Source organism: Actinoplanes sp. TFC3 (assembly GCF_001553785.1).
Lineage (GTDB): Bacteria > Actinomycetota > Actinomycetes > Mycobacteriales > Micromonosporaceae > Actinoplanes.
In genome coordinates this window covers 1220740-1234970 of sequence record NZ_LOJP01000001.1, presented here as the reverse complement: position 1 = coordinate 1234970, position 14231 = coordinate 1220740, and the positions used below count along the sequence as shown (strand labels likewise).

General features: G+C 67.1%; 10 protein-coding genes, 1 tRNA gene and 1 other RNA gene. 1 reads left to right on the top strand and 11 read right to left on the bottom strand.

Annotated features, from left to right (window positions below):
- Positions 1-334 precede the first annotated feature (334 nt).
- The 11 genes from TFC3_RS05545 to TFC3_RS05490 all read right to left on the bottom strand — a co-directional run bounded on the left by TFC3_RS05545 (position 335) and on the right by TFC3_RS05490 (position 13024).
- A tRNA-Ala gene (locus TFC3_RS05545) sits at positions 335-407 on the bottom strand.
- A gap of 72 nt (positions 408-479) precedes the next feature.
- The gene (locus tag TFC3_RS05540; protein ID WP_173745299.1) at positions 480-1028 is read right to left on the bottom strand and encodes a YqgE/AlgH family protein; all 549 of its coding nucleotides are present in this window, start codon (positions 1026-1028) and stop codon (positions 480-482) included.
- Between the two features lie 265 nt (positions 1029-1293).
- On the bottom strand, positions 1294-6081 hold the full coding sequence (locus TFC3_RS05535; protein WP_067496471.1) for an ExeM/NucH family extracellular endonuclease: 4788 nt from the start codon (positions 6079-6081) through the stop codon (positions 1294-1296).
- A gap of 382 nt (positions 6082-6463) precedes the next feature.
- Positions 6464-6839: a transfer-messenger RNA gene (gene ssrA, locus TFC3_RS05530) on the bottom strand.
- Positions 6840-6910: 71 nt separating this feature from the next.
- On the bottom strand, positions 6911-7576 hold the full coding sequence (locus TFC3_RS35350) for a cellulose binding domain-containing protein (protein ID WP_082771863.1): 666 nt from the start codon (positions 7574-7576) through the stop codon (positions 6911-6913).
- Between the two features lie 127 nt (positions 7577-7703).
- Complete coding sequence (smpB, locus tag TFC3_RS05515; RefSeq protein WP_067496463.1) at positions 7704-8180, bottom strand: SsrA-binding protein SmpB; 477 nt, start codon at positions 8178-8180, stop codon at positions 7704-7706.
- 45 nt (positions 8181-8225) lie between these two features.
- Positions 8226-9398 (bottom strand): M23 family metallopeptidase, encoded by a 1173-nt coding sequence (locus TFC3_RS05510; protein ID WP_236717998.1) that lies wholly within the window; start codon positions 9396-9398, stop codon positions 8226-8228.
- A 166-nt stretch (positions 9399-9564) separates the two neighbouring features.
- Positions 9565-10443, bottom strand: coding sequence for a permease-like cell division protein FtsX (gene ftsX / locus TFC3_RS05505; RefSeq protein WP_067496460.1), 879 nt, complete (start codon positions 10441-10443; stop codon positions 9565-9567).
- A 71-nt stretch (positions 10444-10514) separates the two neighbouring features.
- Positions 10515-11195, bottom strand: coding sequence for a cell division ATP-binding protein FtsE (ftsE, locus tag TFC3_RS05500; protein WP_015619257.1), 681 nt, complete (start codon positions 11193-11195; stop codon positions 10515-10517).
- A 132-nt stretch (positions 11196-11327) separates the two neighbouring features.
- On the bottom strand, positions 11328-12440 hold the full coding sequence (gene prfB / locus TFC3_RS05495; RefSeq protein WP_067496457.1) for a peptide chain release factor 2: 1113 nt from the start codon (positions 12438-12440) through the stop codon (positions 11328-11330).
- 68 nt (positions 12441-12508) lie between these two features.
- Positions 12509-13024, bottom strand: coding sequence for a PadR family transcriptional regulator (locus TFC3_RS05490; RefSeq protein WP_067496454.1), 516 nt, complete (start codon positions 13022-13024; stop codon positions 12509-12511).
- Between the two features lie 299 nt (positions 13025-13323).
- Here TFC3_RS05490 and TFC3_RS05485 point away from each other — a divergent pair.
- A partial coding sequence (locus tag TFC3_RS05485) for a hypothetical protein (RefSeq protein WP_236717997.1) occupies positions 13324-14231 on the top strand: 908 nt, incomplete at its 3' end.

Sequence of the window (14231 nt, the reverse complement as noted above, 5' to 3'; positions counted from 1 at the left end):
CCCCCCCCCCCGCCGCTAACCCCACCCCCACCCAGCGCATGTGCTCGTCCTTCACCTACCCGGCGAGCCACCTGCACGAACTCAGACTTCCAAGCCCGAAGGCGTCCTCCCAAGGCACCCCTGCACCCATCGCAAGCGCAGCAAAGCGTGCCCTAACCGCAACCCGCTCCCCCACCGCACCCATCGCAAGCGCAGCAAAGCGTGCCCTAACCGCAACCCACCCCCACCGCGCCCGATCCGCACCGTGGGGGTGTCCGGGGGCTCGGCCCCCGGTAGCAGACATAACGAGAAAACCCCGCCCGCGCAGTCCGCGGGCAGGGTTCACCTTTTCTCGTGGAGCTGAGGGGACTCGAACCCCTGACCCCCACACTGCCAGTGTGGTGCGCTACCAGCTGCGCCACAGCCCCTTGCCTGTCCCCGATCTTCCGGGCACAGGAAGAAATACTACACACCTCTCAACGAGCCCATGCAGGACCCCCTCAGTTCAGCGAGACGTCCGGCGGGAAGTGGGCCACCGCGGCCAGAATGTCGCCTTGGCGGCGCAGGACCATGGCCCACAGGTCGTCCGGGCGGTTGACGAAGGGGTCGCCGGGCAGGGCGTCGAAGACGAACCAGGAGCCGGCCGCGATCTCCTCTTCGAGCTGGCCCGGGGACCAGCCCGAGTAGCCCGCGAACACCCTGATCCCGGCCACGCTTTCGCGTAGGCGGTCGGGGTCGGCTGACAGGTCGACCGTGCCGAGGGCGCCGGCCACCTGGTGGAAGCCGGAGACGCGCTTTTTCACCTCGGGGCGGGTGCGGGCCAGGCAGATGGCCGATTCGGGTTGGACCGGGCCGCCTTCGAAAAGTACGGCCGGGTCGCCCGCCAGGTCTCCCCAGCCGCCCAGCACGTCGGCGACCGGGACCTCGGTGGCGCGGTTGAGCACCACGCCCAGGGCTCCCCCGGTTTCGTGGGCCACGAGCAGCACGACCGTACGGTCGAAGTTGGGATCTTTGAGGGTCGGTGTCGCGACCAGCAGCTGCCCGGTCATCGACTCCACGGACCGACCTCCGATGCGCTGCTCTTCACTGAACACAACACCCTCGCCTTCGCGCCATGATTGGACACTAGCTTGCGCTTCCGGCCACCGATAAGGTCTGCGCGGGAACGAGGGCCGCAGGGGGTGAAGATCGCCGGGACGTGGTCACGCACCGCAGGGCGTCCATCATCGAGAGCAGATGCCGTACGTCCGCAGCTTCACTCAAAAGAGGGGCCCCCACCGCACGAGGCGATGAGGGCCCGAGGGAACCGAGCGCTTATTTGGTCAGCTTGGCACTGTAGGTCTTCCAGTTCGAAGCGTTACCGGCTTCGTCCTGCGCCCGGTAGCTGATCTCCAGGGTGCCCTTCTGCAGGCCCTTGAGCGTCAGGTTCCAGGCGATCCAGTGCGGGGTCACCTTGTTGACCTTCGCTTTGGCGGTCGCCGTGCTGTGCGAAGCGGCCTTCACCCAGCCGGATCCGTTGTAGTAGTACCACTTGCCGGAGCGCTGCTCGACGAATTTCACCTGCACGTTGTCGACGCCCAGGCCCTTGTCGGCGGTCCAGCCGGACACGGTCTTCCACGACGCCACCTTGTTCGGTGAGTGCGGCGTGATCAGGCCGGCGGCCGGTTTGTAGGTGTCCTTGGTGACCTTGACGGTGCCCGCGGTCACGGCCTTGCCGGCGCCGGCTGTGTTGTACGGCGTGACCGTGATCTTGAAGGTGCCGGCCTCGGCGTACTTGTGAACGACTGCCGACGTGTTGCCCGGCACCGAGGTGGTCGTGCCGTCGCCCCAGGCGATCACGATCTTGCTGGCGCCGGTGACGCCCTTGATGCCCAGGCTCGCGGACTGGCCCGCCCAGATCGACGTGCCGGTCACCGTGTACTTGCCGGGCTGCGCCGAGACCGTGATCGTGGCGGAGCCGATCGTGGCGTTTGCCGAGTTGCCGGCCTCGTCGCTCAGGGTAACAGAAACACCGAAACTGCCCGTTTTGTCGTACGAGTGCAGCGCCGTTTTTGCCGTCAGGATTTCCGGCGCCGAGCCGTCACCCCACGTCACCACCCGCTTGATCGCCCCGGCCGCGGAGGTGTCGTCGGCCAGCGTGAGCTCGGTGAGCTGGACCTTCTGACCGGTCCAGATCGAGGTGGCGCTCAGCGAGTACGAACCCGTCGGCGCGGTGGTGTCCAGAATGCCCGGCGTTGAGCGAGGCTTGGGGTCCGCCGTTACCGGGGAGTGCGCGGCGAAGTAGTTGACCAGCATGGTCAGGTCGTTGTCGCCGGTGGTCACCTTGCCGGTGCCCTGGCCCAGGGTGGTGAAGTTGTCTCCACCCGCGGCGAGAAACGAGTTCGAGGTGACCCGGTACGTGCCGGTCGGGTTGATCGTCGTGCCGTTGAGCTTGAGCGACGACGCGATGATTTTCTCGCCGCGCGGCTTCGACGCGTCGTAGGAGTAGGTCAGGCCCTTCGACGAGCCGAGGTGCAGCACCGGGCGGGACGCACCGGCCGGCTGCCACTGCTCCTCCAGCACCTGCTTGATCTGCGCGCCCGTGAGGGTCTGGGTGACCACGTCGTTGGCGAACGGCTGCACGGCGAAGGCGTCGGCGTAGGTGACCGTGCCGTCGGTGCCGTACTTGAGGTCCGCCCGCAGGCCGCCCGGGTTCATGAACGCGATCTGCGCCCCGCCCCGGCCCGCCGCGGTGGTCTGGTCGAGCTGGACGTCGGCGATGAAGTTGCCGAGCACCGACTCACTGCCCCGGTCCTCGCCGCCCTCGGCCGTGTACGCCCGCTTGATGTCCGCGGTGATCGAGCCGAGCTTGGCCTTGCCGAGCTCGTTGGCCTTGGTCTTGGCGTCGGCCACGATCTGCTCGATCGCCGGGTCCGGGGTGAAGCCGGTGACGTTGATCAGCTCGGCGGTGGACTTGGTGACCGCCTTGGTGGCCGGGTCATAGGTCAGCACCGCGCGGCCGATCTTGACGCCGTAGTCCTCGGCCTGGATGACCGGGCGGGTGCGGCCGGTGCCCGGAACCGGGACCTCGAACGCGTACGGCTGGTGGGTGTGCCCGCTGAGCACGGCGTCGATGTCGGCGCTCACCTTGGTGAAGTTGCCGAACACCGGGTCGGCGACCAGGTCCTGCGCGGAACCGATGTGCTCGGCGGCCGCACCCTCGTGGGCCAGCAGCACCAGCACGTCGGCCTCGCCGTTGGCCTCGTTGCCATCCGACAGTTGCGCGGCCACGGCGTTCGCCTCGGCCACCGGGTTGCGGAATTCGACGCCGGCGATGCCGTCCGGGCTGACCAGCGACGCGGTCTGCTCGGTGACGACACCGATGAAGCCGACCCGAACGCCGCCGACGGTCTGCACGGCGTACGGGTCAAGCAGCCGCTGGCCGTTCTGGTAGACGTTGGCCCCCAGGTACGGGAAGTCGGCGCGGCCTTCGACCCGGCCGGTCAGGTCGGCCAGGCCCTTGTCGAACTCGTGGTTGCCGACCGCCGAAACGTTCAGCCCGCCCTTGTTCAGCGCGTCGATCGTCGGGTTGTCGCCATCGATCGCGGAGATGAACGTGGAGGCGCCGATGTTGTCGCCGGCCGAAACCCACGCGGTGTTCGGGTTTTCCGCCCGCAGCTTGTTGACCGCTCCGACCAGTTGCGCCGCGCCGCCCACCCCGGCGGATGGCGACTCCAGCCGGCCGTGGAAGTCGTTGATGCTCAGCAACTGCAGGTCGACCGGGCCGCTGGCCTTGGTGTTGAGCCCGATGACCACCGGGTCGTGGTCGCTCGCCCGGTACGGCCCGTCCTGGTAGAACGGCGCGTAGCCGTCGTACTCGAAGGCGAACGACTCGACCGAGTTGATGTTCCAGATGTCCACGCCGGTGACCCGGTCGGCCAGCGATCGGGTGGCCAGCGCGTGGTCCAGCGAACCGGACTCGCCGCCGAAGACGTAGGAGTTCTTGCCCGGCGCGAAGGTGCTGTGCAGGTCGCTGAAGCCCTTGTCGTACAGCACGTGCATCGGGTCTTCCTGCGTGTAGGCGTTGAAGTCGCCCAGCAGGATCGTCTTGTCGGTGCCGCTGTCCTTCGCGACCTGCGCGACGAACGTGGCCAGCGCGGCAGCCTGCCGCTTGCGGTCACCGTTGTACGCGCCCTGCCCGTCCCCGGTGTCCACGTTGTCGCCGGTCGGCGTGACCGAAGCGCTCTTGGACTTGAGGTGGTTGGCGACCACGGTGAAGTCGATCGCACCGGCGGTGAAGGTCTGCGCGATCGGCTCGCGAGCGTTGCTCCACACCGACTCGTCGTTCACTGAGCGGGAAGCGCCCTTCGGGGCGACCTTGGCCGGCTTGAAGATGATCGCCGTGGTGATGAAGTCCTGCTGCGCCGCGCCCGGCAGCTCAGCCGGGGTCTTCACGTAGTCCCAGGTGCCCGCGCCGTCCTTGGCGTTCAGCGCGCCCACCAGGGTCTTGAGCGCCAACTGGGGATCGTTCGCCTCGAAGCGAACCGAGTTCTCGATCTCCATGAGCGCTACCACGTCGGCGTTCAGCGAGGTGATCGCCGAGACAATCTTGCTCTGCTGCTTGGCCAGCGCCGCCGCATCCTTGGCACCGCGCGCCTCGCCACCGAAGTGGACGAAGTAGTTGAGCACGTTGAAGCTGGCCACCCGCACGTCACCGCCGACGTCAACCGGGTTGGCCGTGCGCGGGTTGGTGTGCTCGAACGAGGTACGGCTGACGGCCGGGGTGCTCGCGTCCACGGGCGTGGCCGGCTGCAGGCGCCATTCGCTCAGACCGTACGACAAAACGGTCGGTCCGAACGCAGCGACCTGATCGCCCACCCGCAACGGCTCATCCTTGCTGAAGTACGGCGGCGCAAGACCGGCCGTCGACAGGTTGGTGGTCCTGCCGTCATCCAGCACGATCTTGCCGAGCTTGTTCTCGGCGGCGATCTTCTTGGCTGCATCCGTGCCGGGCCGCTCGACGTCGGTCGGGATCGGCGCAGGCTTGTCACCGGCGGCCAGGTCGATCTCGCCGTACCGGTTGGCGTCGTAGACCTCCGAGACGGTGTACGTCCCGGCCGGCGCCACCAGCATCGACTCCGCCGATTCGCGGGCCGCCTCGTCCAGGGGAAGCTTGAGCTGGACGGGCTGGGGCAGCGGCTGGTTGCTGGCGCACACCGCGACGTCGCTCTTCGCGGCGATGGTCAGCTCGGTGAAACCGTTGAACTCCGTGGCCGTACCGGTGACGCGCACGAGGTTGCCGATGGCAACGTTCGGCTGGTTGGCGGTCGATCCGTACACGAAAATGCCGTCGGAAGCAGTGCCTTCGGCGATCGGCCGGGTGCCGCCACTACCGGCTGTTTGCACATAGATGCCGTTATATCCACCGGTACGGTGGTCAGCAGTAACGACGCCCTCGACGGTGACCTTGGTTCCGGCTAGCGGCGTGGCTGCGCCGGTGCCCTGGACCTGAGCGATCGTGTGGTCTGCCGCGGTGGTGCAGCTTGGCGCCGGGTCCTGCGGGTCCGGGGTGCCCGCGGTGTTCAGCGCACCGAAGCTGTTCTTGGCCGGCGCCTTCCAGACCCCGTCGATCTTCTGCAGCGAGAAGTCGACCGGGTCGGTGCCCGCCTCCAGCACCCCGATGTCCACGCTGGCCTGCCCGTTCGCCGGGCCACTGGCCGCGGTGAAGGTGCCCTCGTAACTGAGGAACTCGGCAACCGAGCCGTCCGGCTTGACCAGCGCCACCCCGTCCGGAGCGCCGTTCTGCAGGCCATTGACCGGGTACGACTGGACGACCACACCGGCCGCGGGAACCTTGCCGGCCAGGGTCTTCGTGTCATAGGGAGCCCGGCTCGAGGTGTCGCCGTTGTAAAGAACGATCTGCCAGCCACTGAGATCGAAGTCGACAGGCGCCTCAACCTCAACAGCCTCGCCACTGTCCGCGCCGGCATTGTCGTAGTGGATCTCACTGATGAACGGTGACGTCCCGGCGGCCAGAGCCGGCACCCCGGCAACGTTCAGCGCGACCGCCGTGGCGACGGTAGCCGCCCCCAGCGCCCCTGAGGTGCGTTTGTATCGACGCATCGAGATTCTTCCTCCGATGATGGTGAACCCGGCCGGATCGTAAGCACACCGGATGACCAGCAGGTAACGGAAACGCGGTCACAGCGCCAAGCGGAGGCAGAACTGTTCCCTTTCACACAACCGCCGACAAACGTCCACACCCGACAGGCCGATCGGCCCATTAACGACCGTAAAGCCCATTCGATACGGGTACGACCGGAGCCCGTGCGACCGGATCGGTGAAACTCGATAGGTCAACGGTGCCCGTCGCAAGTCGCCGGACGATGGCGGGTGGGTCGCCGGAATCGCGACGAGCCTGGTGTGCCGCTGGTCAGCGAGGCCCGAAACGACAGCGGCACCGCCCTGGTGGGCGGTGCCGCTGCGGGTTCAAGGGAGAACCGTCTCGTGGAGGTGCCGGGAATCGAACCCGGGTCCTTCGTTGTTTTGTCAGGGCTTCTCCGAGCGCAGCTCACTATGCCTCTACTTGGCCCCACCGATCTCGTGAGCAAGGTGGTGTGACGGGCCCAGTCGCTGATTAATCTCGCCGCGAGGCCCCCGCGACCGGGGCCTGTTGGCCAACCTCCTAGCTGATGCCGGAGATCTGAGCCGGAGGTGTGCTCAGTCCGACAGACTTGCTACTCGCCTCAGGCGGCGAGAGCGAAGTCAGCGCGCTTGGAATTGGCGCTTGTAATTTTCCGACGACCGATTCTCGAGACGACGTCGGCTTCCTCGGCTCGCTTCCCCTGTCTCCACGTACGAAGTCGAAACCAGTCACCCCCTCGTAGGGCCACCGCGAACTACGGCAGCCGTACAAGACTAACGCGTCCGCCCGCGGACTTCATTCCGGTATTCAACCGATTCGGCAAGAAGTCCCTCCGGCGGTGCACCCGGTGGGCGCCACCTTGCCCCTGACCTGCTTATTTGCCGAAAATCCGAACCTTGCCGTGGCGCCGGGGGCCAGGGTCTCGCCGGTGAAGGTGGCGCCGGTGACCTTGGCGTTCCAGGCGCCGGTGATGCGCACGCCGGCGTCTGAGGGGTACGTCACCGTGACGCTCCAGGTGGCCGGGGCCGAGCCGGTGTTGGTGACCGAGATGGCCCCGATGAAACCGGTGTCCCAGCTAGCCGTCGTGCGGTAACGGGACGTCAGCGTCGCCGCGGTCGGTGACGGGGAGCGGCTGGGCCGCGCTTTGGAGGGCGACGGCGATGGCTTACGAGAGGGCGACGCAGAAGGCGACGAAGACGGCGACGGCGACTTGGACCGAGAAGGGGTAGCAGAAGCAGAAATAGAGGGCGAGAGCGAGGGCGAGGGCGACGTCACGGGCACCGGCTCGACCACCGCGGCAGGCACGACAGAGGCCGACGCGGGTGGTGGGACCACCAGGCGCGGTGACGTCTCGCGGGAGGGGCCGGCCGCCCGGAACGCGACCCAGCCGACCAGCAGGGTCAGCACGGTGGCGGCCACGATGATCAGCGAGTAGCGGGGCAGGCGGAGCGTGGGGTTGTGCTTGCCGGGCAACGGCGGTCCTCTCGCACGGAAACTGGTGCCGCGGGGAGGTTACCCGTCCATCGATCCATCACCAAACAAAGGAAACAGTGATCCATCAACGATATGAAGCCGGGCAGAGCCAAGCGGAGCAGCGCGCTCAGTCCATACCCTTGCTGCGCCGCCCGAGCGCCCGGTTGATCTCCTTGTTGGCGTCGCGGGTGGCGAGGTCCTGGCGTTTGTCGTAGGACTTCTTGCCCTTGGCCACGGCGAGCTCGACTTTGGCGTACCCGTTCTCGAAATAGACCTGCAGTGGCACCAGGGTGACGCCGTCGTCGCGCAGCTTGCCCAGCATCTTGAAGATCTCGGCGCGGTGCAGCAGCAGCTTGCGGGTACGGCGGGGCTCGTGATTGGTCCACGTCCCCTGCGTGTACTCCGGGATGTGCATGCCGTGCAGGAAGATCTCACCGTTGTTCTCGTGGCCGAACGCGTCGACGAGCGAGGCACGGCCCAGGCGCAGCGACTTGACCTCGGTGCCGGTCAGCGCCATGCCCGCCTCGTAGGTGTCGAGGATCGCATAGTCGTGCCGCGCCTTGCGGTTCGACGCCACGACCTTGCGGCCCTGTTCGCGCGGCATGCTGTGACTCCCTGCAACAGTTGGAGCCTCAATCTTAGCCAGGCGTCAGCAGAAGCATTTCGGGAGATAGTTCAGGGGATTTTTCGGTACGCCCCCGAAGCGCGTCTCGAAGTGCAAGTGATACCCCGTCGAGGCGCCGGTGGTGCCAACCCGGCCGATGACCTCGCCACGCCGCACGTACTGGCCGGGGCTGACCAGGATCTTGGACTGGTGGCCGTAGCAGGTGGAGAACCCGCCGCCGTGGCTGATGCACGTGTAGTTGCCGTAGCCGCCGTTCCACCCGGCTCGGATGACCCGTCCGCTGGCCGCCGCATGGATCGGGGTGCCACCCGGAGCGGCGATGTCGGTTCCCGCATGCAACTGCCATACGTGGTAATACGGGTCGTATCGGGTGCCGAAGTTGCTGGTCTTCCACCCGTGGACGGGCATGAGAAGACCGCTTCCGTCGTACGATCCCCCGCCGCCGTTCTTCTCGTCCCACCCGCGCAACGCGTCCTGAATGCGAGCTTCCTCGGCTTTTGCCTGCTCATACTTTGCCAGCACCGCGGCACGCTGGGACCGGGCAACCCGCAGGGCATCCTTGCGGCTCTGAGCCAGCTCGATCACCGCCGCGCGCGCCTTGACCGCGGCCACCTGGGCATCCTTGGCCGCCTGCAACTTCTCCGTGGCATCGCGCTCGGCATCCTCGGCCGCCCGCTTGGCCAGGCCGGCCTTGTCCTGCTCGGTACGCACCGTGCGGCGCGCCTGCATGAACTGGTCGACGCCTTCTTGCTGCTTCTGCATCACCTGGTCGACGAGGCCGAGCCGGTCCATGGCGTCCTGCGGCCCCTGAGCCCCGACGAGCACGTTGATAGCGGCGAAGTTACCGCCCATGTACGTGGCCGCAGCGATGTCATCAACGCGGTCCCGGGCCTGGTCGACGTGGTCCTGCGCGGTCTCGAACCGGGCGGCGACCGCGTCGTACGCGTCCCGGGCGGTGTCGGCTTTGCGCCGGGCGGTCGCGGCCTGAACGGACGCGGCAGCCACCACACCCTTGGACTTGGCGACCTTTTCCTGCGCGGCCGGCATGGCGGCGGTGGCGGCTTCGAGCCGGCGGGCGGCATTGCGAGCGGTAACGGTGGCGTCCTCGAGGATCGCCTCCGCCCGGTCGACGGCCCGGCCGGCCTTCTTGGCGTCGTCCCCGGGGTCGGCGTTCGCGGCACCGGGTAAGGCGGCCACGAGGCACAGGGCGCTGAGACAGACGGCTAAGGCGGCACGAGTTCGACGGGACCCCACGAGGAGTCACCGTACTCCGACTCTTCGTAGTTATCCGGCGAAATCGCCCAAAACAGCAGAGGCCGCGCTCCGGTCGTACCGGATGCGCGACCTCTGCTTGCGATTTGCTTCAGACCTTGAGGTAGAAGCGCAGGGTGAACCAGGCGGTGAGCGCGCTGACCACGGCGCCGACGCCGGCGAGCAGCGGCAGCATCAGCCACACATTGCCGTCCGGAATCGGGGTGAGCACGTTGGTCAGCGCCTTCAACCGGCCGTCGAGCAGCACGGACTTGCTGACGAAGATCGCCGCGAAGGCCAGGATCGCACCGATGAGACCGGCGACCACCGCCTCGAGCACGAATGGCGCCTGGATGAACCAGTTCGACGCGCCGACGAGTTTCATGACCGCGACCTCGCGGCGCTTGCTGTACGCGGCGACCTGGATGGTGTTACCCACCAGCAACAGTGCCGCCAGGGCCATGAAGGCCGCCACCACCAGCGCCATGACCTGGATCGCGTTGAAGATGTTGAACACCTTCTCGAGCAGCTCACGCTGGTCGACGATGTCCTGGATGCCCTGCTGACCCTTGATCTGGTCGGCGAAGGACTGGTACTGCTCGGGGTCCTTGAGCTTCACCCGGAACGATTCGGGCAGGCTGTCCGGGCCCACCGACTTCACGAAGTCGGGCGAGTCGCGCCAGAGCACCTGGAACTTCTTGAAGGCGGCCTCGCGGCTCTCGTAGGTCTTCTCCTGCACCAGCGGGTTGTCGGCGATGGACTGGTCGATCGCAGCGCGCTGCGCCTCGGTGACGTCCTCCCGCAGGAAGATCGAGACCTCGATGTTCCCGTAGTAGTAGTCCTTCATCTGGTCGACCTGCATGTACATCAACACGCTGGCGCCGAGCATGGTGAGCGACACCGACAGAGTGATGATCATGGCGACCGTCATGGTGACGTTTCGCCAGAGGCCGACCAGCACCTCATTGAGGATGTACTTGGCGCGCTGCATCGGGGGTTCCTTCCGGGACTCCGCGTACTTCGATCAAGGTGGGGCAGAAAAGCGGGGGCGCGGGGCCCGGATCAGCCGTAGACGCCGCGAGCCTGGTCGCGGACGATGCGCCCGCTCTCGATCTCGATGACCCGGCGGCGCATCTGGTTGACGATGTTGGAGTCGTGCGTGACCATCACGACCGTCGTGCCGGTCCGGTTGATCCGGTCGAGCAGGCGCATGATCTCGATCGAGGTGTCCGGGTCGAGGTTACCCGTGGGCTCGTCGGCCAGCAGGATCAGCGGCCGGTTGACGAAGGCCCGGGCCACGGCGACACGCTGCTGCTCACCACCGGAGAGCTCGTGCGGGTAGCGGTGCTCCTTGCCGCCGAGGCCGACCAGTTCGAGAACCTCGGGCACGACCCGGCGGGCGACGGCCTTGGTCTTGCCGATGACCTCCAGAGCGAAGGCCACGTTCTCGTACGCGGTGCGGTTGGGCAGCAGCCGGAAGTCCTGGAACACGCAGCCGATCGAGCGGCGGAAGTGCGGGACCTTCCACGAGCGCAGGGTGGTGACGTCCTTGGCGTTCACCACGACCTTGCCGCGGGTCGGTGCCACCTCGTGGAGCAGCAGCTTGATGATCGTCGACTTGCCGGAACCGGAGGGGCCGATGAAGAAGACGAACTCGCCCTTGTCGATACCGACGCTGACGTCGTCCAGCGACGGCCGGGACGCCTTCGGATACGTCTTCGTCACGTTCTCGAGCTGAATCACGGGTGGAGAGTCTACGCGGTGTAACGAAACTGCCAAGCCCGGCGGTCACCGTCTTTTGCATATCGTGGGCCTCATTCCCCACATGCGGTGACCGCCAACTGACTGGACGTTAAGGCGGGCGTGTCGCGCGCCTCACTCAGCGAGCTGAGACGTCTTCCGCCACCGGATGCCGGCCTCGATGAACTCGTCGATGGCGCCGTCGAACACGTTCGACGGGTTACCGGTTTCCTGCTCGGTGCGCAGGTCCTTGACCATTTGGTACGGGTGCAGCACGTACGAGCGCATCTGGTCACCCCACGAGCCGGTGGTGTCCTGCTTGAGGCCGGCCATTTTGGCCTCTTCCTCCTGACGCTTGCGCTCAAGCAACCGCGCCTGCAGAACCCGCATGGCCGAGGCCTTGTTCTGAAGCTGCGATTTCTCGTTCTGACACGTCACGACGATGCCCGTCGGAATGTGCGTGAGGCGCACCGCGGAGTCGGTGGTGTTAACGCTCTGTCCACCAGGCCCCGACGAGCGGTAGACGTCGACACGTAGTTCGTTTTCCGGGATGTCGATGTGGTCGGTCTGCTCCACGACCGGCATCACCTCGACGCCGGCGAAACTGGTCTGGCGCCGGCCCTGGTTGTCGAACGGGCTGATGCGTACCAGCCGGTGGGTGCCGGACTCCACGCTCAGGGTGCCGAAGGCGTAGGGCACCTTGACCGCGAAGGTGGCGGACTTGAGGCCCGCCTCCTCGGCGTATGAGGTGTCGTAGACCTCGGTCGGGTAGCCGTGGCGCTCGGCCCAGCGCAGATACATCCGCAGCAGCATCTCGGCGAAGTCGGCGGCATCCACACCACCGGCACCGGCCCGGATGGCGACAACCGCCTCCCGGGAGTCGTATTCGCCGGACAGCAGCGTGCGGACCTCCATCTCGTCGATGGCCTTCTGCAGCGCGACGAGCTCGTTGCCGACCTCGGTGACCGAGTCGGCGTCGCCCTCGGCCTCGGCCATCTCCAGCAGCAGGCCGGCGTCGTCGAGACGGCTGCGCAAGCGCTCCATCTTCGAGATCTCGCCGGCGACGTAGGACAGCCGGGAGTTGACGTCCTGAGCCCGGGCCTGGTCGTCCCACAGGTCGGGGGCCGAGGCCTCCTCCTCGAGCTGCGCGCGGTCGCGGCGCATCTTGTCGAGGTCGAGCACGCTCTCGATGTTGCGCAGGGTGGCGTCGAGGGCCTTGAGCTGTTCAGGGAAGTCGGCTGCACTCACGACTACCGAGAATACGCCGCCCGGCCACTTCCATGAGGCCGGGCGGCCCGTGCTGCGTTATTCCGTTGTCACTCCGCGGGCGCGGCCTTGAGCCAGGTCAGGGCCGCCTTGTGGTACGCAACCGCAAACTCCAGCGCGGCAGCGCCGTATTGATCCCCGGACTTCTTGGCCTCCTTGGCCTGCTCGCGCGCCATTGCGAGGGCCTCGGCGTGGTATTCGTTGGCGCCGGTGTAGAGCGTCTTGAGCTGGCCACCGGCGTGCTGCGAACCGAAGGCGACACGCAACGCGATCGGATTGCGGATCGCGTCTCGTCCGGGAGCCTCCGCGAGCCATCGGCTGAAGGCACGCTTACCGGAGGCGGTAATCGCATAGGGCTGACTGGACCGAGGTCCGGGCTTGCCGAGGCGGACGTATCCCATCTCGGCCAGCACGGGCAGTTCGCGGTAGACCTGGCTCCGCGTCATCGACCAGTAAGGCCCGAGGCGGCGTTCGGCAGCCGCCATCAGCTGACCGCCGGTCATCGGCCCATCGTGGAGCAGGCCGAGCAGAGCGGCAGCCGTAGGGTTGATTTGAGAGTCGGGCATGCCTTCTAAGCTGCCACTTTGTCGCTGCGGCGTCCAGGATTTCGCCCGATCCGTCCAATTTGCGTCTCCACATACGACTGTCCCGCACAGACAGTCCGACCACGAGGGTCGTGACCGGGCGTTTTGCCGTTCAGAAAGCTCTGCGCGCGGTATTATGGAGCGCGAAATCGGTCAGACGGCGCTCGAAGTCCGGAACCGCGTCAAAGGCCACGGATCGCCGTCACCGCCATGAGCAACAAACGACATTCCGGCCAATAGGCCTGATACCTCCCAGGTTACCGCCCGCGTACCCTTTGCCCATGAGTACGGAGCGGCCCCCGGCGCGGGGTGTGGTGCTGGCGATCGCCGGTCTGGTGTGGGCGGCCGGGATGCTCTGGTCGGCCCGGGTCTCGATCACGAGCCAGAAAAACGCCGAGATCGAGGTGACCTCCACGGCGTACGCGATGCCCGGCGCGGTCTCTGCAATGCTCATCGCCGGTGCCGCGCTGGCCCTGCTCGTCCTGACCCTGACGGCCCGCCGCAACCGCGAGCTCGGCACCACGCTGCGCTTCGTGATCTCCACCGGAACCGGCCTGATCCTCGGCGGCCTCGGCGCACTCACCATCATCACGATCAACACTGACGGCTGGATCTACGCGGTGGTCGGCGGCACGGTGGCCGCGGCCGCAACGATCGGTGGGGCGCTGGCCGGTTTCCGCCACCCCCGGATCGTCAGCGCGGTCTGCTGGGCGTCCATCGCGGTGTTCCTGGTCGGCGTCGTGCTGGCGTTCCTGCAGAACGACCTGCTGCCGGTCTTCGGAGCCGGGGAAAGCGCCGCGTCGCAGGCCAGCGCCGCGACGTACTGGGGCTACGCGCAGGGCATCCTCGGTGGCCTGGTGGCCGGTCTGATCACATACCGCCTGCTGCGTCGCGGCTTGCGCCGCACCGGCGTGGACGTCCGGTGGCCGCTTTATGCGCTCGCGGGCGCGGGTCCGGGTCTGCTGCTGGCCGTCGGAGAGCTTCTTACCCGTACGGCCGGAGCTCGCGTGCTGGAGCTGGCCGGCCGGGTCAGCGTGTTGGACACCACGATCCAGCAGATGCTCAGCGGCCCCCGCCTCAACAACGCGCTGATGGTGCTGTTCGTCGGCGCGTTCACGGCCATCATAGCGGTGGGCCGCACCATGAGCTCCCCCGCCGACGAGGAGCCCGCCCCCGCGGCGTCCCGGCG